Genomic DNA, 22,258 nt, shown 5'->3' with positions numbered 1-22,258 from the left:
ATCGTCCGCATCTCCGGCAGGGACTAGCTTCCTCCCTGATACGTCCGGAACACCCGTCATGGGATGTAACCGTGAAACGTAGCCAACCGCTCCCCCATCGAGGAGTCGCCGTGCCCGTACCCTCCCGCCGTCGTTGGACCCTGGCCCTGCTCGCGCTCGGCCTGCTCGGGGCCGCCCGCCCGGCCGCCGCCCAGATCCGCGGCAGCCGCCCCCGCGCCATCGAGCCGAACTACGGCTGGTGGTTCTCCGGCGGCGCGAACGGCGCGGTCGTGAACGACATCATCGACGGCCAGTCCAATACCCGGTGGAAGTTCGGCAGCGACCCGCTCTGGCAGCTCCGGGGCACGCTCGAGAAGGCCCTCGACCCCAACAGCACCCTCGGGCTCGCCGTGGGCTATGGCGTCGTGGACGTGAACATGTCGGCCTACAAGACCCCGTTCGTCCCCTCGGCGAACACGCCCGGCAGCGCCTGCGCCACGACGAGCTGTCTCGCGCAAACGGAGATGTGGTCGGCCATGGGCCAGTTCCGCAGCGGCGGCGGCCAGCGGGGCTTTCAGACGCTCTTCGTGCTCACCGGCGGCGTGAACGCGTTCCGCAACTTCCGCGTGAAGGCCACCGGCGACTCGATCCCCGGTCTCGCCAAGATGCAGACCGACCTCGCCGGCACCATCGGCGGCGGCGTGGCCTACGCCCTGGGCAGCGGCACCGCCATTGAGCTCATCCAGGACTTCGGCATGGGCTGGCACAGCAAGACCGGGCTCACTGAAGGCGACGGCCGCACCTACCGGTCGCGGACTACGCGGGCCGGACTCAGATTCCACTTCGGCGGAAACAGGTAGCCCTCCCGCCGCCGTTCCCACCGCCGTTCCCGCCCCACGTATACGCCCCACGTATACGCCCCACGTATACGCCGTTCGCTCCACCCCCCCGTCCCCAAATGCGCCGCCTCCTCCCCCTCTTCGCCCTCACCGCCGCCTGCGCCGGCTCCCAGTCCAGCGGCCCCTCGAGCACCAGCAGCGCGCCCGCCATCCCGGCCCGCGCCGCCGCGAGCTTCCCCGACGGGTGGCGACTCCCCAGCGGCCAGAAGAGCACCTTCGCGCCCAAGGTGATGGCGGTGTCGAACAGCCCGGAGGCCAGTGCCGCAGCCGCCGAGATCATGAAGGCCGGCGGCAATGCCGTGGATGCGGCCGTGGCGTTGGGCTTTGCCCTGGCCGTGGCGTGGCCCGAAGCGGGTAACATCGGGGGCGGCGGGTACAGCGTCGTGCGCATGGCCGATGGCCGCAGCGCGGTGATCGACTACCGCGAGATCGCGCCACTCGCCGCAACGCGCGACATGTATCTCGATGCCAAGGGCAACCTCACCGACAAGAGCGTCTACGGGCACCTCGCCTCAGGCGTGCCCGGCGCCGTGGCGGGGCTGACGGCGCTCCTCGAGCGCTTCGGCACGATGCCGCTCTCGCGCGTGATGCAGCCGGCGATCCGCCTTGCGAAGGAAGGCTTCGTGGTGGACACCGCGCTCGCCGGCTCGATCAGCCGGGCGCAGGGCATGGTCAACAAGTACACCGGCACGCCCACGCCGTACTTCCCGCGTGGCACGGTGGTGAAGGCCGGCGAGAAGCTCGTGCAGCCCGAACTCGCGCGCACACTCGAAGCGATTGCATCCCAGGGCGCCGGTGCGTTCTATCGCGGATGGATTGCCGATTCGCTGGTCGCTGAAATGCAGCGCGGCGGTGGCATCATCACCAAAGCCGACCTCGCGAAGTACACGCCGGTGTGGCGCGAGGCGCTCAAGACCACCTATCGCGGCCACACGCTGCTCTCGATGCCGCCCTCGAGCTCCGGGGGCATTGTGGTGGCCGAGGCGCTCAACGTGCTCGAGCAGTACGCGCAGCTGCCGGCGTACGGCAGCACGCAGTACTTCCATCTGGTGGGCAGCGCGTATCAGCGCGCCTTCATCGATCGCAACGCCAAGCTGGGCGACCCCGCGTTCGTGAAGGTCCCGATCGCCGCCCTCACGAGCAAGGACTACGCGAAGAGCCTCAAGGCCACGATCGGCACCGGGGCCGCGCGCACACCCGCGCTCGAACAGCAGATGAACGCCATCGCCCCGCCCAAGGTGCGCGAACCGGAGCACACGACGCATTACAGCGTGGTTGACGACAAGGGCAACGCCGTGGCCACCACCACCACGCTCAACAACTCCTGGGGCAGCGGCGTGTGGGTCCACGGCGCCGGCTTCATGCTCAACGACGAGATGGACGACTTCGCCGCCGCGCCCGGCAAGCCCAACATGTTCGGGCTCGTCCAGGGCGAAGCGAACGCGATCCAGCCCGGCAAGCGCATGCTGAGCGCGATGAGCCCCACGATCGTCCTCGACAAGAACGGGCAGACCCTGCTCGTGGTCGGCGCCGCCGGCGGTCCCACGATCATTACCGGCACCAGCCAGGTGATCCTCAATGTCATCGACCACCGCATGACGCTCGCCGATGCCATGCGCGCCCCGCGCATTCATCATCAGGCGCTCCCCGATTCCCTCACCTACGAGGACGGCGGCATTCGCCCCGCCGTGCTCGACTCGCTCCGCGCGATGGGCTACAACATGCGCAAGCTGCGCAGTCTCGTGAATGTGAACGCGATCATGCGCGTGAACGGCGGGTGGGAAGGACAGCCGGAGCCGCGGAGGAGTGGAGGAGCGGTGGGGTGGTGACCGATCAGACGGCTTCGCGCTCAGACATGGGATGTGAGTAACCCCCGAGAGCTCAGGGGGAAGAAATTCAGGGGGGAGAGCTCAGGACTGCCGCGGTCCTGAGCTCTCCCCCCTGACGTTCTCCCCCCTGAGCTCTCGGGGGTGAAAGTCTGACCTCCGAGGTCAGCGCATCAGACGTCCGATTACGGCACCGGCGCCGGCTTTACCGTGACCGGCGAATCCAACACCACCGTAATCGTCCCGCCGCTCGCCAAGCACGTGTCGTAATTCGCCGTCGCCGCCGCGGCCGCCGTGCCCGCCGCCGCACCGGCCGCCGCGCCGACCACCGTGCCCTTGGTGCTCTTGCCGATGATCTGGCCCGCGATGGCGCCGATGATCGCGCCACCGGCGACCTTCTTCGCGTCATCGCCCTTGGTCGCGCTGCGCACGCGCTCCGTGCTCGCGCTCTGCACCGTGCTCTCCACCGGATACGTGTTGCCGTTGTAGCTCACGCTCACGAGCTTGACCTTGAGCGTCGTGTTGTCCTTCGAGTTCTGCGCCGTCTTCGATTCGATCACTTCGAACGTGCCGGTCGCACCCTCGGGAATCTTCACGCCATTGCTCGCGCTCACGGCGTCGTTCAGCGTCGCCGTGAACTTTTCACCCACCGGCGCGCCGTTCGAGCACACCTTGCTGTTGCTCGCGAAGCTCATCGACGTCCCCGCCGCCACCGTACCGGTGAGCAGCGTGGCCTTCGGAGCCGGAGCCGGCGCGGGGGCGGGCGCCGGGGCCGGCGCGGGCGTGCTCTTGCTCGGCGCGGGCTTGGGCGCAGGCTTGGGCGCCGCCTTCGACGGTGCGGGCTCCGCCGCCGGCGGCGGGGCGGCCGGGACATCCTGCAGCTGCGGCTGCGGCGCGCTGTCCTTTTGCGCCAGCGCGAGATCGCGGCCCAGTGCCGTATCCGACGCGAGGCTCGCGTCGTCGGCCTTCTTCTCGCCGCACGCCGCCAGCGACATCAGGGCGACACTCGACACCACCAGCGCGAGACGACCAGTCATCGACCGCTTCGGACTATATTCACGCATACGCCATGCTCCAGATGAGAGTTCGCCTTGAAGTCTAAGCACGTTCTGCAACGGCTGCTCCCGTATTACCACCCCTATCGGGGCCAAGTTGCAGTCGGGCTCGGTTCTGTTGTGATCTCCGCCGCATTGGCCACGTCCATTCCCACGTTTCTGCAGCGGGGACTGGACGCGATTCAGCGCGGCGCCCCACTCAGCACCGTGCTCCGCCTTGGCGGCATCATGCTCGCCACGGCCATGGTAGCCGGGTCGCTGCGCTTCACGATGCGCCAGCTCTTGAACGGCATCAGCCGTCGTATTGAAACGGACCTGCGCCGTGACCTGCTCGCGCACCTGACCACCCTCGACGCCGCCTGGTTCACGCGCTGGCGCACCGGTGATCTCATGGCGCGCCTCACGAATGACCTCTCCGCCGTCCGCATGGCCGCGGGGCCCGCGCTCATGTACTTCACCAACACCATCTTCGGCGGCGTCTTTGCGCTGGCCATGATGGTGCGCATCTCCCCCACGCTCACCGGCGCGGCGCTGCTGCCCATGCTCGGGCTGCCGCTGCTCATGCTGCGCCTGGGCAAGCGCGTGCACGATCGGTTTGAAACGGTGCAGCAGCAGTTCAGCCAGCTCACCACCCGCGCCCAGGAGAACCTCGCCGGCGTGCGCGTTGTACGCGCCTATCGGCAGGAGCAGCCCGAGATCGCGCGCTTCGCCGCCCTGGGCGAGTCGTATCTCGCCGCCAACATGCGCCTCGCCAAGCTCAACGGCGTGATGAACCCCGGCTTCGCCTTGCTGGCCGGGCTCGCCGGCGCCGTGACCGTTGGCGTGGGCGGCCATCTGCTCATCGCGGGGCGCATCACCGTGGGCGGCTACGCCGCCTTCGGCATCTATCTCGCCATGCTCACCTGGCCGCTCATCGCCCTCGGCTGGACGACCAATCTCTTCCAGCGCGGCTCCGCATCCATGACGCGCGTGCTCGAACTGCTCGATGCGCGCTCGCTGTCCGTGACCGACAGCGGCCGGGCCACGCTCCCCGATGCCACACGCCGCACTGGTGAGGCGGCCGGCCGACGCATCACCTTCGATCGCGTGGGCTTCCAGTACCCCGCTCCGCTCGTCGCCGAGGGCGACCCTCCCCCGGACCCCCGGTGGGTGCTGCGCGACATCTCGTTCGACATCCCCGCCGGCGGCACGCTCGCGATCGTCGGTGCCACCGGCTCCGGCAAGAGTGCGCTGATGGATCTCATTCCACGCCTCTTCGACCCGCAGGAAGGCACCGTGCGCATCGATGGCGTGGACGTGCGCGACTGCCCGCTCGCCACGCTGCGCGCCGAGATCGGCTACGTCCCGCAGGAGGCCCTGCTCTTCAGCGAGACCGTCGGCGAGAACATCGCGTATGGCCTCCCCGCATTCGACGCCGATCGTGTCGCCGAGGCCTCCAGCATCGCCCAGCTTACCGACACCATCACGCGCCTCCCCGACGGCTACGACACCCGACTCGGTGAACGCGGCATCAACCTGAGCGGCGGCCAGAAACAGCGCACCGCCCTCGCCCGCGCCCTCGCGCGCCAGCCCGCCATCGTGCTCCTCGACGACGCGCTCTCCGCGGTCGATACCCACACCGAGGCCGCCATCCTCCACGGCCTGCGCGATGCCCTGCACGGCCGCACCGCCATCATCGCGTCGCACCGCGTGAGCGCCGTGCGCGAAGCCGATCACATCATCGTGCTCGAAGAAGGCCGCATCGTGGAAGAGGGCACGCACAATGCGCTGGTTACGCTAGGCGGCCGCTACGCGCGCCTCTTGCAGCGCCAGCAACTCCTCGACGCCATCGAAGCCGCTTGAGGAGTGACGGAGTGAGACGTGAGGGTCTCGCACAGAGGCACAGAGATCACAGGGGTCACACAGAGCACAACAAAACAGAACCGCAGTTCTCTGTGCATTCTCTGTGATCTCTGCGCCTCTGTGCGAGACTCTCAAAGTCTCAGAGTCTCAACGTCTCAGAGTCTCTCCACGAGAAACGCCGGCGTCAGCGGCTGCAGGATCGCCGCCAGCTTCGCGAACCACCCGGTGAACATCCCGATCCCCACCAGCACCAGCAGCACGCCCGCGATGCGGTTCACCGTGCCGATGTTCTTCTTGAAGCTCTTGAAGAAGCCCAGGAACTGATCGAGCAGCAGCGCGCTCAGCAGGAACGGCACCGCCAGCCCCATCGAGTAGAAGCTGAGCAGCGTGATCCCCTTGGTCAGCTCCGTCTCGTTGGCCGCCAGCACCAGGATCGCGCCCAGCGTCGGGCCCAGACAGGGCGTCCAGCCCGCACCGAACGCGATGCCGACCACCACGGTGCCGAGGTAGCCGAGGGGCTTGTCGCTCACGTGGATACGGCGTTCCTGCTGGAGGGCGCCGATGTTGATGACCCCCAGCATCCAGAGCCCCATCAGCACCATGAGCGCGCCGCCGATGCGCGCGATCCAGACGCGGTACTCGCGCATCATCTGCCCGAAGACACTCGCGCCGGCGCCCAGCGCCACGAAGATGAACGAGAAGCCGAGCACGAAGAGCACGGCATGCACGAGCGCCGTGCGCTTCTGCTTGGCCGCGTCGTCGAGCCCCATGCCCGTGATGAACGTGACATAGCTCGGCACGAGCGGCAGCACGCAGGGGCTCAGAAAGCTGAGGAGGCCGGCCGTGAAGGCCACCAGGACGGTCAGGGATTCAGGTGCCATGGGTGCGAAATCTAGCGCTCGGTCGGCCAGCTGCCCCGTCGGCAATTCCCGCACAAACCATAGATCACCAGCCGATGCCGCTGTCGGGAGAAGTCATGGGCCTCGGCGAGGAGCGTCGTCATGCGCTCCAGACGCTCGTCCCGAAACTCCTGCACGCGGCCACAGTTGGTGCACAGCAGGTGCTCATGGTGCGGCACGCCACGCGCGGCTTCGAAGCGCTTGAATCCCTCGCCAAAGTCGCGCTCCACCACCAGCCCACTGCGTACCAGCACCTCCAGGGTGCGATACACGGTTGCCGTGCCCGCCTGGGCGCCGCGGAGCTTGAGCTCCTCCGCCACCTCCTCGGCCGACAGGTGGCGATCCGTCCCCAAGACCACATCGGCGATGGCCAGCCGCTGCGCCGTGGCCGGAAGGTTGTGATCGCGCAGAAATGCGCGAAACGCCTCCCGGTCCGCCGCAATTGCCGCCGCGTCCGTGGCTTCGCTCATCGCCGGTCGGTCAGGCGAGGCTCATGCGCAGCGCGTTCGCGATCTGCGCCTGCGTGAAGCGCACGATCTCCGACTCTTCGCCCGCGCGCCGCTGTACGCCACGCACCACGGTCTCCACCGTCACCAGCGGCGCCTCGGCTTCGGCCTTGACGTTCGCCTCCCACTTGCCGCGCTCCGGCCCCTTGATGACGTAGCGATAGCGCGCCGTGTAGACCGTATGCCGCACCATCGGCACCGGCGCCGCGACCGCCTCGATGACCGCCACGTCCTCATCATCCGACGAGGCCTCGACAACCACCGACTCGTCATGCACCACCACCATGCCATCGTCGGTGGGGTCGGCGGCCGTCACTTCATCGTCGCCCGCTTCGTCAGCGACGACTTCAGCGACGGCTTCGGCAACCATCTCAGCGTCCCGCTCCGAGATGTCGCCGTCCTCCGTGATCTCTGTGCCCTCTGCGTCCTCTGTGCGAGCCGTGTCATCGATATCCGCTGCCGCTTCAGCGTCGGCAACGGCAACGACATCGGCAGACGCGTCCAGCGCCAGCTCCGGCTCCGGCGCGACCGGCACCACCACCGGTACGCGAGCCGCCAGCACGGCAATGCCCGTCTCCACCGTCCCCTGACGCAGCGGCGAGAAGAGATGGAGTTCCTCGATCAGCTCGAGCGGCACCTGGGCCACCACCGCGCGCAGAAAACGCTCGGTCACCTCCGACACCGGTGAGTCCGCACGATCGGGGAGTACGATCGTCGGCGCGTCCATCGTGTCGGGGGTGGCGTCCACAATATCAGTCATCAGCCTGGTGCAGAGAGAAAGACAGGAAGAACTCAGGTAATCGGCAGGAACGGGAACGGATTCCCCTTCCGACGCTTCTTGTGCTGCGGATCGATCGGACGGCGCGCGCGCGCATCGAGTTCGCGCTCGATGAACATGCGCAGGATGTGCAGGAAGTCCTGCGCGTTGGTCACCACGCCAAAGGCCTGACGCGTGCCGCGATCCTTGAGCTTCGCCACCACGAACTCCGACGAATCCACGCAGATCGTGGGGAGTTCGTAGAGCGTGCCATCCTCGTCCATCGTGAACGAGGGGAGCATGTTGCCCGTCGCGATGGCGTGCAGGGCAGTCGCAATCATCACCGCCATCGTGGCCTTCATGGCGTGCTGGCGCATGGCGTCCTGTGCGGCGATCGCGTCGGTGATCACCTCGGGGAGCGGCCCGTCGTCACGAATGGAGCCGCACAGCACATAGGGCACCTTGTGGCGCACGCACGCGTGCATGATGCCATCGGTGATCAGCCCACGCTCCACCGCCGCGGCAATCGAGCCCGCGCCACGCACCGCATTGATGGCGCGCATGTGCAGCCCATGACCGCCCGTGCTCGCTTCACCGGAACCGGTCATGCCGAGCGTGGTGCCGAACATCGACGCCTCGATGTCGTGCACCGCCACCGCGTTCCCCGCGAGCAGCGCCTGCACAAACCCATTCTCCACGAACCAGGTCATGTCGCGGCGGGCGCGCGAGTGCACGAGCGCCGGGCCCGTCACCCAGATCACGTAGCCGCCCTCGTCGCGCTGCTCGAGCAGCGTGCGCGCCATGAGCCCGTAGTCGATCGGCTTTTCGCGCGAGACCTCGCTCGTCATGAAGCGGAACTCGCTGCCGTCGTCGGGTTCGACAAAGGCATGGGCATGCACGAAGACGCCGGTGCTGCCGTCTTCCTCGCGTCCCACCACGCAGAGGTCGCCCGCCTTCACCCGGCGTCCCTCGCGGATGCGCAGTACGCCGTCGGTGCACAGCACCACGGCCGAGTCCATGCGCGGTTCGAGCGGGAGCCGCCACTGTCCGCCGACCTTCACGTAGGTCGGGAGGTTCGTGGTCGAGAAGAAGTCATCCGGCAGGACCCCGTCCGCCGGCGCCGGAACGAACGTGGCATCGGGGGCGCTGGCCAGCGGCTCGGCGTCAAAGGCGGGCGGTCTAAAGCTCGTCACGTCTTAAAGATCGCCGCCTTCTGGGGGCCCGTACAAGGCGCGACGGGCGCCGCATTCTCCAATGAGGAATGCGAATCGCACCCGCCCCCTCTTGCGCCCCGCCGCCGGATTTATAACTTAGCACTCAGCATTTGCTTGGCGCACCTTAGTGCAGCCGGCTATCCGTATCACCTCCATCTCCGAGCGCCGCCCCATGCTCACCGTGACCAGCCGCCGTTTCGCCGCCCTCCTGGCCTTTCCCCTGCTCGCCGCCGCCCGCCCGGTGGACGGCAAGCCGCACGTCATCGACAAGGCGCACAGCGAGATCAACTTCGTCGCCGACTCGCGCCTCCTCTCCGCCCACGGCTTCTTCGGCAAGTGGGACGCCGACGTGAAGCTCGATGCCGCGAACTGGAGCAACAGCGCCGTCGCGATCACCATCGACGCCGCCAGCATCAACACGCGCGTGGACATGCGCGACAATCACCTCAAGAGCCCCGACTTCTTCGACGTCGCGAAGTACCCCACCATCACGTTCAAGAGCACCGGCGTGAAGCAGGTCGCGGCCAACAAGCTGGACATCACCGGCGACCTCACGGTGAAGGGGATCACCAAGAAGGTCGTCGTCCCCGCCAGCGTCGTCTTCTACGAGAAGGGCGCCGGCCGCTTCCGCGGCACCCTGACGATCCTCCGCAAGGATTTCGGCATCAGCTTCGACCCGCCGGTCAACCCGATCGAGAACGAGGTGCAGGTGCAGTGGGATATCTCGTTGAAGGAGCCGGCACCAGCGGGCGCGGGCGCGAGCAAGTAAGGGCGTCGCGTCGGCAAGCCCTCAACCCCTGAGCGCTCAGGGGGCAGAACATCAGGGGGGAGAGCTCAGGACTACATGTGGTCCTGAGCTCTCCCCCCTGACGTTCTATGCCCTGAGCTCTCAGGGGTTACTGACTTCCGCCGTCAGAGTTCTGATCAGCCCATTCGCAACGAGCACAGCCCCTGAGCCGCACGCTCCAGCATCGCCGACGGCTGCACCAGGCTCACCCTGAACTTCCCCCGCCCCGCCTCCCCAAACGCGATCCCCGGCGTCACGACCACACCCGGTCCCGCGATCAATGCATCGACCCATCCCCAGTCGTCGTACCCGGCGGGCACGTCGAGCCACAGATACATCGTCGAACGCGGCGGGGTCACCGCCCAGCCACCGGCGTTCATCGCTGCGCAGATCGCATCGCGCCGCGCGCGATACTCGGCCACAATGGGTGGCACGATCGTGGCTGCATTGGCAAACGCGGCCGCGCCCGCGCGCTGCGCCAGCGTGCTCACACCGTAGCCGATGTTCGCGCGATAGGCATCGAGCCGCGCAATCGCCGCGGAACTGCCGGCCATGAGCGCGCAGCGCACGCCGGCCATGTTGAAGCTCTTACTGCACGTATGGCTCTCGACCGCCACGCGCATCGCCCCCGGCACCTGCAGCACACTCGGCACGGCGTAGCCATCGAAGCTGAGCTCACTGTACGCGAGATCACTCAGCAGCACGATCCCATGCCGCTCGGCGAACGCCACCAGGCGCCCCATCTCTTCGAGTGAAATGCTCGCCGTGGTGGGATTGCCGGGATAGTTCACGATCATCACCTTCGCGCGACGCAACGGGTCGGCGGGAATCGCCTCGAGATCGAGCCGCCCATCGGGGAGGAAGCGCATATACACCGGCTCCGCGCCGGCCAGCAGCGTGGCCCGTGCGTACACCGGGTAGTACACCTCCGGCACCAGCACCGCATCGCCGGGGTTGGTGTGCGACAGAATCAGCTCCGCGATCCCCTCCTTCGATCCCGCCAGCGCGATGAACTCCGCGCGCGGATCGACCGTCGCGCCAAATCGAGTCAGGAGATACCCGCACGCCGCCTCGGCATACGCGGGGTGCGCGCGGAAGTAGGGATAGCCACTGAGCGCACGCTCCGTCGCCGTGCCCTGCATGGCCTCAATGACGACCGGCGGAATCGGCCCGTCCGGGCTCCCGATCCCAACATCCACGAGCGTCTTCCCCGCAGCGCGCGCCTTGGCGCGGCGGTCGTCGAGCTCATAAAACACATACGGCGGGATGGCGTCGAGCGTGCGCTGTGACATGCTCCAACATATCGCGTCTGGCTGTGCGTCGGCGACGTGCGGCTTGCAGGTGTGGTGCGGGCGGCGGCGGCGAGTGCACCGGCGCGAACGGGCCTCTCCCGGGTTGGGCAAGCTCGCTGCGATCGCTTCCCAAGCCGGGAGAGCGCCCGCTCACGCCGGCACACACGCCGCCCCCACACCACGCTCAAAGAAGCGGACAGTCCCCAGCCCCCGACTATGCGCGCGTCCTCCCCAAAGCACGGCCCCCGAGGCGCTCGCTCGCGACCATCACAAGGCGCCGCGACCATCCTGTTGCAAGTCCGACATCCCGATGCGCGCAAAGCGCGCGAGAAGTCCGAAATCCGATCGCAGAAGCCCGCCCCGCCAAGGTATCCGCCAGGGGCGCGGCGCGGGTGTCCGCGAGGGCGGGAGCTCTCCCGGCTTGGGAAGCGAGCGCAGCGAGCTTGCCCAACCCGGGAGAGGCCCGTCCTCGTGGATACCCGCGCCGCGCCCCCCGCGCCCCACCGCCCCCCCACCCCGCCCAGCGCAAAGGCCAGCGCTAGAGCAGCGACACCGGATCGCGGTCCACGACGAGGCGCACGTCGGCCGGCGTCGGACAGTGCTCGGCGATGTAGCGGGCAACGCGCGACATGAGGGCCGGGCGGGAAGACTTGAGGAGGAAGTGCCACCGCCAGCGATCTTTGATGCGGTCGATCGGACACGGCGCCGGCCCCACGAGCACCAGATCGCGCAGCTGTTTGGTCGACGCCAGCTGCTGCACCCAGCGCGCCGCCTCGAGGGCCGATTGTGCCGTCAGCGCCTGATCGGCGCCGCTCAGCACCACGTTCGCGATGCTCACGAACGGCGGATACACCGGCATGCGCCGAGCGCCGAGTTCTTCGCGCACGAAGCCCAGGAAGTCGTGCGTGAGTGCGTGCCGCACCGCGTGGCTCTCCGGCATGCGCGTCTGCACGATCACCTCGCCCCCCTTGGGGCCGCGCCCCGCGCGCCCCGCCACCTGCGACAGCAGCTGGAAGGTGCGCTCCGCCGCGCGGAAGTCCGGCAGGTTGAGCCCCGTGTCCGCATCCACCACGCCCACCAGCGTCACGTTCGGGAAGTCGAGTCCCTTGGCGATCATCTGCGTGCCGAGCAGGATGTCCACCTCGCCGCGCCCCACTCGATCCAGGATCTGCGTGTGCGCCCACTTCCCGCTCGTGGTATCCACGTCCATGCGCGCAATGCGCGCCTCCGGAAAGCGCTCGGCGACGAAGCGCTCCACCTGCTGCGTCCCGAGCCCCCGCTGCCGCATCGTGGCCGCCCCGCACGCCGTGCAACTCGTGGGGACTTCGGCCTGATGCTGGCAGTAGTGGCACACCAGCGCTTCCGGCACGCGATGATACGTGAGCGAAATGCTGCAGTGCGGACACACCTGCACATCGCCGCACGCATGACACTGCAGAAAGCTCGCGTAGCCGCGGCGGTTGAGTAGCAACAGGCTCTGCTCGCCGCGCGTCAGTCGCGACTCCAGCGCCGCCAGCAGCACGGGGCTGAAGACACTCAGCACCGGATCGTACGGCATGTGCATCGGGCGGGTCGCGAGCGCCTCCTTGGTGGCCACGCGCATGTCCACGACCGCCACCGGCGGCAACTGCGCACCGCCCGCGCGATCGGGAAGCGTAAGCCGCACCGCCTGGCCGCGATCCGCGCGCTCCCAGCTCTCGAGACTCGGCGTGGCACTCCCCAGCACGACGAGCGCGCCTTCCGCCCGCGCGCGCACGATGGCCGCCTCGCGCGCATGATAGCGCGGCGTCTCCGACTGCTTGTAGCTGCTTTCGTGCTCTTCGTCGACGATGACCACGCCCACCCGCTCGAGTGGGGCGAAGAGCGCCGAGCGTGCGCCCACCGCGATGCGGCGTTCGCCACGCCGCAGCGATTGCCAGGCATCGAGCCGCTCACCATCGCTCAAGCCGGAGTGCAGCACCGCGACGTCGTCACCGAACGCGCCGCGGAAGCGGTCCACCGTTTGTGACGTGAGCGCGATCTCGGGCACCAGCACGATGGCCGTGCGCCCGGGCTGTTGCAGCACGGCGCGCAGCACCTCGATGTACACGAGCGTCTTGCCGCTGCCGGTGATGCCGTGCAGCAGGAACACCTGCCCCGGATCTCCCGCGAGGATGGCGTCGATCACCGCCCGCTGCGCCGCACTTGGATTGGGCGGCGGCGCCACACCGGCGCGATCGGCAAAGGGATCGCGCGGCCGCACCTCCTGCCGCACCTCCACGAGCCCCTTCTTGGCCATCGCGGTGACCACCGCCGCCGTGCAGTTCGCCTGCACCAGCAGCGCGTCGAGCGGCGCGGCCCCACCCTGCGCCTCGAGCAGCTCATACACCACGCGCTGCTGCTTCGCCCGCGCAAACATCTGTTCGCGCTGCAGCAGCGACGGCAGCTCCTGCGTGAGCCGTACCACGCGCTTGGTCTTGGCCGTCGGCTGCGGCGCCGCCGCACTCGTCAGCGCCGTGGGGAGCATCGACCGCAGCGTCAGCCCGATCGGCGACGCATACCAGTCACTGATCCACTCCGCCATCTCCAGCAGCGGCGCCGGCAGCGAGGGCGTGTCATCCACCACCGCCTTGATCGGCTTGAGCCGCACGCCCTCCGGCGGATCCGACTCACCCAGGCAAATGCCGATCTCCGCCCGATTGCGAAACGGCACCAGCACCCGCGCCCCGCGCGCCACCGGCCACGCCACGCCCTCGGGCACGAGGTACGTGAACCGCTTGAACAGCGGCGCGGGGAGGGCAACGGCAATGCAGCGGGACATGGGGGAAAGGTACTGCGGGACGTCACCGGAGCGTCACCAGAACGACTCGGCGATCGGACAACTATGGACGACTGAACCTGTCCAAACACGGACGTTGTCCGAACACCGAGCCCGAGCGCCCCCGCGTGCCACCACGCAACAGGCGTCCGCTCAGCGTCGCCGCACTCCCAGCCCCGGTTCCCCCGTCAGCACCACCTGCCCCTCCGCAAACCCCGGTCCCACGAACGGGTCATCCGCCAGCAGCGCCGCTCCGTCCAGGTCCGCGTCATCCAGCAGCGGCGCAAACTGCGCCGCGGCGGCGATACCGAGCGACGTTTCGATCATGCAGCCGCACATCACACGCAGACCGTGGGCGCGCGCCACGGCGATCATGCGGAGCGCTTCGCGCAGGGAGCCGCACTTGGCGAGCTTGATGTTGATGCCGTCCACCGCGCCCACGAGCTTCGGGATGTCCGTAGCCACCAGGCACGACTCGTCGGCCACGATCGGGACCGACGAGCGCTCGCGCACGAAGCGGAGCCCCGGAATGTCGTGCGGCGCGAGCGGCTGCTCGAGCATGTCCACGCCCACCGCCGTCAGTGCATCGAGCATCCCCAGCGCCTGCTTGGGCGTCCACGCCGCATTCGCATCCACCCGCAGCGTGGCCTGGGGCGCTTCCTCGCGGACGATGCGCACGATGTCGCGATCCCAGCTGGAGCCCAGCTTGATCTTGAGAATCGGCAAATGCGCCGCCTCACGCACCCGTGCGCGCAGCGTAGCCTCGTCGGGCGCGATCCCGATCGTGAAGCTCGATCGGGGCGCGGCCGCCGCGTCGAGCCCCCACAACTTCCAGAGCGGGAGCCCCACGCGCTTGCCCATCAGGTCATGCAGCGCGGCACTCACCGCGCAGCGCGCCGCGGCGTTGAAGCGGAGCGACTGCTCGAGCGCGCGTTCGATGGCCTCGAGGCTCCACGCATCGGCATCGGCCAGCAACGGGGCAAAACGCTCGAGCGCCACCAGCACCGTTTCCGCCGTCTCGCCGTAGAACTTGCTGGGCGCGGCCTCGCCCCACCCTTCCACGCCGTCATGATCCACCAGCTTCACCCACACCACGCGATATTCGCGCTGGCCGCCGCGCGCGATGAAGAACGGGTGCGTGGTGTGGACCGTGACGACGCTCGCTGTGAGCTGCATGGCTGGAGATCGAGGAGTTAGAGCGGCGTCAGCCCCGACGCCCGCGCCGTGCGCGCATTGCGCAGCTCGGCGCCACCGCTGCCCTGCAGGAACTGTACGAGCGCATCCGCCAGCTCGAAGCCGCGGTCGTACCGCTCGGCCGGCTGCTTCGCGAGACACCGCATCACGATGGCACTGAGGGCCGCCGGAATGCGCGTATCCACCGTATCCGGCGCGACCGGCGCCTCGTGCACGTGCTTGTAGCCCACCGAGTACGAATCGTCGCCATCGAACGGCGGGTTGCCGAGGAGCATCTCGTAGAGCAGCAGCCCCACGGCGTAGAGATCACTGCGGCCGTCCACGAGCCGCCCCATCGCCTGCTCGGGGCTCATGTAGTGCGGCGTCCCCATCGCGCGCCCGCTCGCCGTCAGGCGCCCGTGAAAGCGCGCGGTGGCGATACCGAAGTCGGTGAGCGCCACATTGCCATCCTCGTCGAAGAGGATGTTGTCGGGCTTGATGTCGCGATGCACGACGCCGTGCCGGTGCGCGTAGTCGAGCGCCACGCTCACCTGCGAGGCCACACTCGCCGCCGTCATCGGCGAGACCGTCTTGCGACGCGACAGCAGATCGGCCAGCGAGCCGCCGGCGTAGTACGGCATCACGAGATACTCGATATCCCCCGAGTAGCCCATGTCGGTGATCCCGCAGATGTACGGGTGCACCAGCCGCGCCGCCGCTTCCGCTTCGCGGCGGAAGCGCTCGCGCATCTCCTGCTCCTTGGCGAGCGTCTTGTGCAGCACCTTGATCACCAGCGAGCGCGCCAGCACCGCATGGCGCGCCAGATACACATGCGCCATGCCGCCACTGCCAAGCCGCTTCACGATCGCATAGCGGTTGCCGGTCGCGTTGCGCAGCTCGCGCAGCTCTTCGTCGGGCACATCGATGGGCGGTGCCGAAACCTCGGGCAGCGCCGCGCCACAGCGCAGGCATTTCGCCGCCGCCGCCCGGTTCCAGGTGCCGCAGTCAGGGCAGAACATCGCGCAATCGCAAAGAGGGGAAGGTCACGCCGCGGCCGGGGCTCAGAGCCACCGCCGCCACCGCAGATAGAAAAGTAGCAGCCCGCCCAACGCCAGCTGCAGCAGCAGCATGAACCAGAAGCCGTGCGGCCAGTTGGAGAGCGGCATCTTGGTGAAGTTCATCCCCCACATCCCGCTCACTACCACGAAGGGGATCGACATCGTCGCCAGCACCGACAGCGCCTTGGTCGTCTGCCCCAGCCGGTTCGAGACCTGCGTGAGGTACGAATCCATCGTGCTGCTCAGGAGGTCGCGATACGTGTCGAGCGAGTCGTTGATCCGCAGGACGTGGTCGTAGATGTCCCGGAAGTACAGTTGCACATCGGGCGTCAGCAGGCTGCTCGGCCGATTGGTGAGCACATTCATGACCTCGCGCGACGGCTGGAGGTAACGCCGCAGCGAGAGCACCAGCCGCTTGACCTGAAACAGGTCGCGCAGGGCCCGATCGTCGAAGTCCACGAAGACCCGATGTTCGAGCCCATCGATGAACTGGTCGATCTGCTCGAGAATCGGGAAGAACGAGTCGATGGTGTCGTCCAGAATGGCGTGCAGCGCACGCTCCACACCGCGGCTCAGCAGCTCCGGGCTTTGGCGCATCGTGGACGCCACGCGCTCGACGCTCGGCATGACGCCGGCGTGGACCGTGACCAGATACTGCGACCCGAGGAAGCAGTACAGGTCCTGCGTTTCGAGATCGTACGGGTCGTCGGTATCCGTCGCAAAGGCGATGCCGCGCAGGATGATGAACAGATACCCTTCGTACTCCTCGATCTTGACGCGCGACGCCGGATTGAGCGTGTCCTCGATCGCGAGCGGATGAAACTTGAAGACCTTCTCCAGCAGCGCGTGCTGCGACCGCACCGTGGAGTCGATGTCCACCCACAGCGGTCCGCCCTCGGCCAGCAGCTGCGCGACTTCTCGCGGATGGCAGTCCACCACATCCGTGCCCGTCGGCGACCGGTAGATGGTCCGCGGCAGCGGATCGGGGCGTCCTTCGACGGAACTGGGCACGATGCGGGGCATGGTCCTCGAATCTGGCCCGCGGGGCCGTGATCCGGCCAGCCTAGGCGAGGGCGGCGACGTGCTCGAGCACGGCCTGCGCCACCGCGTCGGGGGCGTAGCCACCCTCGAGGGCACTGACCACACGCCCGTGGCACCAGCGCTCAGCGCGCTCCACCAGCGCCCGGGTCAGCGTGCGCACGTCGTCGAGCGTCAGCGTGAACGCGCCCAGCGGGTCCCCGGCGAGGCAGTCAAACCCGGCACTGATCAGCACGAGGTCCGGCGTGAACCCCTCGGCGGCCGCATCCACGGCCTGCAGCAGCGCGTCCACGTAGTGCGCCGGCGGCAACGACGGGGGCATCGGCACGTTCCAGACGGTCCCCAGTGGCCCGCGATCGTCGGCAGCCCCGGTACCGGGGTACCACGGCCATTGGTGCATCGACACGAAGTGAATGCGCGGCTCGTGCTCCACCAGCGCCTGCGTGCCGTTGCCGTGATGCACATCCCAGTCAACGATCAGCACGCGATCAGCCTTGCCCGTCGCCAGCGCGTAGTGTGCCGCAATGGCCACGTTGCCGAACAGGCAAAAGCCCATCGCCCGATCGCGCAGCGCATGATGTCCGGGTGGCCGCACCGCCGCGAAGGCCCGTGGTGCCCGGCCATCGAAGACCATGTCCACGCCGTCCAGCACGCAGCCGGCGCCGGCCGTCACGGCGTCCCAGGACCCCTCGCTCACCACCGTGTCGGGGTCGAGCCGCCCACCGCCCGCCGCCACCAGCTCGCGCACACGTGCGATGTACGCCGGGTCGTGCGCCAGCGCGAGTTCGCTCTCGGTGGCATGGCGCCCCTCGACATGCTGCAGCGCATGAAAGAGCTCCGGCCGATGTTTGAGCGCCCGCGGAATTGCCACGATGCGCCCCACATGCTCGGGGTGCTCCCACCCGGTATCGTGGCGCCCGCTGTCGGGGTGCGAGATGAACGCCACGCCGGCGGTCATGCGCGGGACTCCGCCTTACAGAATCGGACGGCGACGCCGCGCCGTCACGAACAGCGTCGAGGCCGCCTTCGCACCCGCCTGCGCCAGCGAGATCGACTCGTTGTCGATCAGCGCGCCGCGGAACTTCACGCAGTAGTCATCCGTCGCCACGACATCCGGTAGCAGCACGGCCATCGCCGCGCGCTTCACCTCAGCGACGGTCGCCGTCAATCGGCACGTCACGCGCACCGCATCCCACGCTTCGGCCGCCTGCACACGAATCGTGACGGCATCGGCCCCGTCATCCAGCACGATGGCGCCGGGCTGTGCCCGCAGCGCATTGGCAAAGAGCATGGGCGTGCTCATGACGCCGCCGGCGTGGGCTCGGATGTCTCGGCGATCGCCGTCGGTACCGGCGCTGGCGGAGGCGCCGGCGGCAGCGAGTCGAGGAAGCGCGCGATCTGCTGATCGAACAGATAGCTCGACCCGCTCACCTCGGTTCCGTCGGGCGTCTCGCGCGCGCCGATCACGAGTTCCTCACCCCCCTGCCCGCGCAGGGACACGTAGGTCGGCCCCTGCTTTTCGACGAACGCCGAGTAGATGCCGCTGCCGCGCGAAAAGAAGCGCACCGCCTGCGCGAGCACCTCGGCGACCGGCGCCGACGTCCGGCGCGACTGCAACTGACGTGACGACTGCTGATGCATGAGCACCCGAAGAAAAATCCGTAAATCGACCGTACGACGACGCCGTCCCGAACCCGCGCGAAGCGCTAGCCGCGCACCGCCACAGGGAACAGCAACACGATGGCATGCGCGTGATCGTCACCCGCCGGCGGCATTTCGAGCCGCACGTCGCCCCCCAAGCGGGCGACCAACGCCCGCAGGAGCGGCAGGTCCACGGCCGTGACCAAACGCCCGGCCACCGATCCGTCGAGGTAATCCCCGCGCCCAACCCGTTCAAGTATATCGGCGTGCACGGGCGGGTGCGCCGCGTCGGCCGGCGGCACCTCGGCACGGGCGTCCCAGCGTACCTGCAACGCCAGAAAGCCGCGGCCAAGCTCGACGCCCGCCCGCACCAGCGTGGCAGCGTCGGCCGTGCGCAGGGCGAGGCCAAGGGCCAGATCCATAGCCCGGGTGAGCCACGCCTGACTGGCCCGGATGGTCGGGAGCAGCACCGTGGGCTCCTCGACCTGAATCACCGCCGCCGGCATCCGCTGCCGCCAGCGACCCACCGCCTCACGCAGCGGCTCCCGGGGGTCCACGTCATCATCGCCGGGCGTGAACCCCGCGCGCGTGACCAGCGTGAACTCATGCGACGCCTGCGCCAGCGCGTGCGCGGCCTCGAGCCGGCCCAGCGCGGCGGTCGCCTCGAGCGCCTCCCCCGGCGCGGTGAGTGCCAGCAGCGCGTCCACCACGCGCGTCTCCACCGCATCGCGCTGCTGCTCCGCCTTGGCCCGTGCGCGGGCCTGGACCGCGAGTTCGTGATTCGCCTCGGCCAGCGCCGCATTCGCGCGACGCAACGCATCCGTGCGATGCGCCTTGTCGGTCGCCGCCGCCAACTGATCGGCCACCACACGCACGAGCGTGCGCTGTTCATCCGTCAGACTGGTCGCATCGGCGAAGTAGAACGCCACGGCACCGATCGGCCCGTCCGCCGTCTCGAGTGGCGCCGCCAGAATGGAGCGAAACGACAGCTCGTGGGCGACCTCGTGCCACGCATCCAGAGAGGCATCCGCGAAGAGATCCGGCACCTCCACCAGCCGCCGTTCCGCCACGGCCAGGCCGCTCGGCCCGTCACCGATGCGCACCCGCAACGCTCCGATCCAATGCCGGTGCTTCGACGGCCACTCGTGCTGCGCGACGGGGCGCAGCAGCTGCCCGTCGGCGCCAAGCTCCATCACCAGCGAAAAGCTCGCGCCGAGCAGCGGCGTGACGCGATCGAGCGCGAACTGCTGCACATCGCCCGGGCGCTCGGCAACGAGATACGCGTGCGCGATCTCGCGAACGGCGAGGAGCTCGCGTGACTCGGAGGTCGCGAGCGCCGACACCGATGGCGGGTCGCTGGACTCAGGTGCCAAACGACGCCCGCGGACGCTTGGGAGACAGGGGCCGCACTTCGAGGCGATGCACCAGCATGTGCGGTGGCGCGGTGACCGCGAAGGCCACGGCATCCGCCACGTTCTGCGGATCCAGCATCCAGGTCGTATTCGTGCCCTCGGGGAACAGCTCGGTCGCCACCGACCCCGGCGTGATCACACTCACTGCCACGCCCGCATCGCGCACTTCCAGCATCAGCGACTCGGCGAAGCCCATCACGAAGTGCTTGGTCCCCGTGTAGCAGGTGCCGCCCACGAACGTGTTGCGACCGGCCGTGCTGCCGATGATGCACACATGACCACGACCGCGCTGCACCATGCCGGGCAGCACGGCGCGCGTCACGTGATAGAGCGCGTTCACGTTCACATCCACCTGCCGGTGCCACTCCTCGGCGGTCATCTCGAGGAACGGCTTCATCACGGCGACGCCGGCATTGTTCACCAGCACGTCCACGTGCAGCCCGGTGAGCGCGGCGGCCGCGGCAAGGCCATCGCGGACATCGACCCGCATGACCTGCACCGACGCCCCCAGCGCCTCGCACTCGCCGGCGAGGGTCTGGAGCCGCTCGGCGTCGCGGGCGACCAGGATCAGGTTGTGCGAGGGCGCGAGCGTGAGCGCGATCGCGCGGCCGATGCCACGCGAGGCACCGGTGACGAGCGCAACAGGACGGGAAGTGGTCATCGAGTGTGCCGAAGAGAAGCCGCCCGGCGGCCCACGGCAGGCCCAGGCTGTGTGCATGGAAAACTAGGCCCCGAACCGGTCGCCACACAGCGCGGTGGCCGCCATCGCCTGCAGCCCCGATACCGAGCCGTGACGAAGCCGGCGGCCCCCCGCCAGTCGCGCGAAGCCGGTGGACCGATGAGTTTGCAGCGTCCCGTTTCCCCCTGAGGTCTGCATCATGAACGCGCCCCTGAACACGCGGCGGTCCGTCCGCGCCATCCTGCCATCGGTACGCCGCCGTGGCGTCGTCCGCCCCGCGGTGCTGGGCGCCCTGGTCACCGCCTGCACCACCTCCGACGCGCGCCGTGCCGACAGTGCCCTCGGGGTGCTCCCATCGACGGATACGCTGCGAGCGGTGGTCGTGACCCAGCCCGTCCGGACGGACTCGGATGATCCGGCGATCTGGCTCGACACCACCGATCTCACCCGGTCCCTGGTCGTTGGCACCGACAAGGGTGACACGACCGGTGGCCTCTATGTCTTCCGGCTCGACGGCACGATCGACAGCAGCCGCGTGCGATCCCCGATGAAGCGCACGAACAACGTGGATATCGTGTCCGGGCTGCTGGTGGGCGGGAAGACGATCGATATCGCTGTGACCACCGAACGCGGGGCGCAGGCGCTCCGCGTCTTCCGCCTGCCCGATATGACGCCCATCGACAACGGCGGCATTCGCGTCTTCGATGGTGATGCCTCCCGCGCCCCGATGGGGGTCGCGCTCTGGCGCCGTCCATCCGACGGGATGGTCTTCGCCATCGTGGGCGGCAAGAGCGGCCCCGCCGAGGGCTACCTCTGGCAGTACCGGCTCGAGGATGCGGGCGACGGCACGGTCCGGGGGGGGAAGGTGCGCGCCTTTGGCCGCTACAGCGGCAAAAAGGAGATCGAAGCAATCGCGGTCGATCGCCGATTGGGATACGTCTACTACAGCGATGAAACGGTCGGGATTCGTCAGTACCACGTCGATCCCGACGCGCCGAACGCCAACACCGAACTCGCGCTCTTCGGGACCTCCGGGTTCGTGTCGGATCACGAAGGCATCGGCATCTACGAGGCGACCGACTCCACCGGATACCTCCTCGTCTCCGACCAGCAGGGGCACCGGCTCCGGGTCTTCGCGCGTGAGGGCACCGCAAGCGCACCATTCGAGCATCGTCTGCTGGCCGTGATCCCGGTGGACGCCATTGAGACCGACGGTCTGGACGTCACCTCCCGGAACCTGGGTCCACGTTTTCCGGCGGGCATGCTCGTGATGATGTCCACCGATCGCACGTTCCACTTTTTTGATTGGCGGGACGTACAGAACCGACTCGCGCGTCGAGACACGGCCGTTACCAAATAGCCCTTGGGACCGTAACCGGTCGCACCGATTCTTCGGGGCTTCGC

The 22,258-nt window shown here is 68.5% G+C and carries 20 protein-coding genes; 5 read left to right on the top strand and 15 right to left on the bottom strand.

The features are described 5' to 3' along the window. The first annotated feature begins 110 nt into the window (after window positions 1–110). The gene (locus K2R93_03730) at window positions 111–839 is read left to right on the top strand and encodes a hypothetical protein (protein MBY0488931.1); all 729 of its coding nucleotides are present in this window, start codon (window positions 111–113) and stop codon (window positions 837–839) included. Window positions 840–937: 98 nt separating this feature from the next. After that, window positions 938–2,707, top strand: a complete 1,770-nt coding sequence (ggt, locus tag K2R93_03725) for a gamma-glutamyltransferase (GenBank protein MBY0488930.1) — start codon at window positions 938–940, stop codon at window positions 2,705–2,707. A gap of 182 nt (window positions 2,708–2,889) precedes the next feature. Here ggt and K2R93_03720 read toward each other — a convergent pair whose 3' ends face one another. Then, window positions 2,890–3,741, bottom strand: coding sequence for a hypothetical protein (locus K2R93_03720; GenBank protein MBY0488929.1), 852 nt, complete (start codon window positions 3,739–3,741; stop codon window positions 2,890–2,892). A gap of 138 nt (window positions 3,742–3,879) precedes the next feature. Between K2R93_03720 and K2R93_03715 the strand changes: the two genes are divergently transcribed. After that, window positions 3,880–5,601: an ABC transporter ATP-binding protein/permease gene (locus K2R93_03715; GenBank protein ID MBY0488928.1), complete on the top strand. Its 1,722-nt coding sequence runs from the start codon at window positions 3,880–3,882 to the stop codon at window positions 5,599–5,601. A gap of 155 nt (window positions 5,602–5,756) precedes the next feature. On the opposite strand, the gene K2R93_03710 is transcribed toward K2R93_03715, so the two are convergent. From K2R93_03710 to K2R93_03695, 4 genes are read right to left on the bottom strand one after another with little or no spacing between them, the layout of a single operon-like run. Then, window positions 5,757–6,482, bottom strand: a complete 726-nt coding sequence (locus K2R93_03710; GenBank protein ID MBY0488927.1) for a cytochrome c biogenesis protein CcdA — start codon at window positions 6,480–6,482, stop codon at window positions 5,757–5,759. 11 nt (window positions 6,483–6,493) lie between these two features. Then, window positions 6,494–6,970 carry a transcriptional repressor gene (locus K2R93_03705; GenBank protein ID MBY0488926.1) on the bottom strand — a complete coding sequence of 159 codons (477 nt, stop codon included), beginning with the start codon at window positions 6,968–6,970 and terminating at the stop codon, window positions 6,494–6,496. 10 nt (window positions 6,971–6,980) lie between these two features. After that, entirely contained in the window at window positions 6,981–7,766 is a 786-nt protein-coding gene (locus K2R93_03700) for a hypothetical protein (GenBank protein ID MBY0488925.1), read from the bottom strand. Between the two features lie 32 nt (window positions 7,767–7,798). Beyond that, complete coding sequence (locus tag K2R93_03695) at window positions 7,799–8,956, bottom strand: hypothetical protein (GenBank protein MBY0488924.1); 1,158 nt, start codon at window positions 8,954–8,956, stop codon at window positions 7,799–7,801. 193 nt (window positions 8,957–9,149) lie between these two features. Here K2R93_03695 and K2R93_03690 point away from each other — a divergent pair, with 193 nt between their 5' ends. After that, window positions 9,150–9,746 (top strand): YceI family protein, encoded by a 597-nt coding sequence (locus tag K2R93_03690; protein ID MBY0488923.1) that lies wholly within the window; start codon window positions 9,150–9,152, stop codon window positions 9,744–9,746. A 155-nt stretch (window positions 9,747–9,901) separates the two neighbouring features. Here the strand turns inward: K2R93_03690 and K2R93_03685 are convergent, their stop codons facing one another. The 10 genes from K2R93_03685 to K2R93_03640 all read right to left on the bottom strand — a co-directional run bounded on the left by K2R93_03685 (window position 9,902) and on the right by K2R93_03640 (window position 20,836). Continuing rightward, window positions 9,902–11,056, bottom strand: a complete 1,155-nt coding sequence (locus K2R93_03685) for an aminotransferase class I/II-fold pyridoxal phosphate-dependent enzyme (GenBank protein ID MBY0488922.1) — start codon at window positions 11,054–11,056, stop codon at window positions 9,902–9,904. A gap of 538 nt (window positions 11,057–11,594) precedes the next feature. Further along, entirely contained in the window at window positions 11,595–13,856 is a 2,262-nt protein-coding gene (gene priA / locus K2R93_03680; GenBank protein MBY0488921.1) for a primosomal protein N', read from the bottom strand. Between the two features lie 150 nt (window positions 13,857–14,006). Next, window positions 14,007–15,029, bottom strand: a complete 1,023-nt coding sequence (locus tag K2R93_03675) for a dipeptide epimerase (GenBank protein MBY0488920.1) — start codon at window positions 15,027–15,029, stop codon at window positions 14,007–14,009. A 17-nt stretch (window positions 15,030–15,046) separates the two neighbouring features. After that, the gene (locus K2R93_03670) at window positions 15,047–16,045 is read right to left on the bottom strand and encodes a serine/threonine protein kinase (GenBank protein ID MBY0488919.1); all 999 of its coding nucleotides are present in this window, start codon (window positions 16,043–16,045) and stop codon (window positions 15,047–15,049) included. 42 nt (window positions 16,046–16,087) lie between these two features. Then, window positions 16,088–17,107 carry a magnesium/cobalt transporter CorA gene (gene corA / locus K2R93_03665; protein ID MBY0488918.1) on the bottom strand — a complete coding sequence of 340 codons (1,020 nt, stop codon included), beginning with the start codon at window positions 17,105–17,107 and terminating at the stop codon, window positions 16,088–16,090. A gap of 40 nt (window positions 17,108–17,147) precedes the next feature. Further along, the gene (locus K2R93_03660; GenBank protein ID MBY0488917.1) at window positions 17,148–18,080 is read right to left on the bottom strand and encodes a histone deacetylase; all 933 of its coding nucleotides are present in this window, start codon (window positions 18,078–18,080) and stop codon (window positions 17,148–17,150) included. 15 nt (window positions 18,081–18,095) lie between these two features. After that, window positions 18,096–18,425, bottom strand: coding sequence for a hypothetical protein (locus tag K2R93_03655; protein ID MBY0488916.1), 330 nt, complete (start codon window positions 18,423–18,425; stop codon window positions 18,096–18,098). After that, window positions 18,422–18,763, bottom strand: a complete 342-nt coding sequence (locus tag K2R93_03650; protein ID MBY0488915.1) for a hypothetical protein — start codon at window positions 18,761–18,763, stop codon at window positions 18,422–18,424. The genes K2R93_03655 and K2R93_03650 overlap by 4 nt, the downstream gene beginning before the upstream one ends. Window positions 18,764–18,828: 65 nt before the next feature. Further along, a complete protein-coding gene (locus tag K2R93_03645) occupies window positions 18,829–20,136 on the bottom strand; it encodes a GAF domain-containing protein (GenBank protein MBY0488914.1) in 1,308 nt (435 codons plus the stop codon). Then, a complete protein-coding gene (locus K2R93_03640) occupies window positions 20,126–20,836 on the bottom strand; it encodes an SDR family oxidoreductase (GenBank protein MBY0488913.1) in 711 nt (236 codons plus the stop codon). Before K2R93_03640 ends, K2R93_03645 begins: the two co-directional genes overlap by 11 nt. Before the next feature lie 217 nt (window positions 20,837–21,053). On the opposite strand from K2R93_03640, the gene K2R93_03635 reads away from it, so the two are divergent. Further along, on the top strand, window positions 21,054–22,214 hold the full coding sequence (locus K2R93_03635; GenBank protein ID MBY0488912.1) for a phytase: 1,161 nt from the start codon (window positions 21,054–21,056) through the stop codon (window positions 22,212–22,214). Window positions 22,215–22,258 lie beyond the last annotated feature (44 nt).

Source organism: Gemmatimonadaceae bacterium, from assembly GCA_019752115.1.
In the GTDB taxonomy this organism is placed as follows: domain Bacteria; phylum Gemmatimonadota; class Gemmatimonadetes; order Gemmatimonadales; family Gemmatimonadaceae; genus Gemmatimonas.
This window is presented reverse-complemented; position numbering and strand designations above follow the sequence as displayed.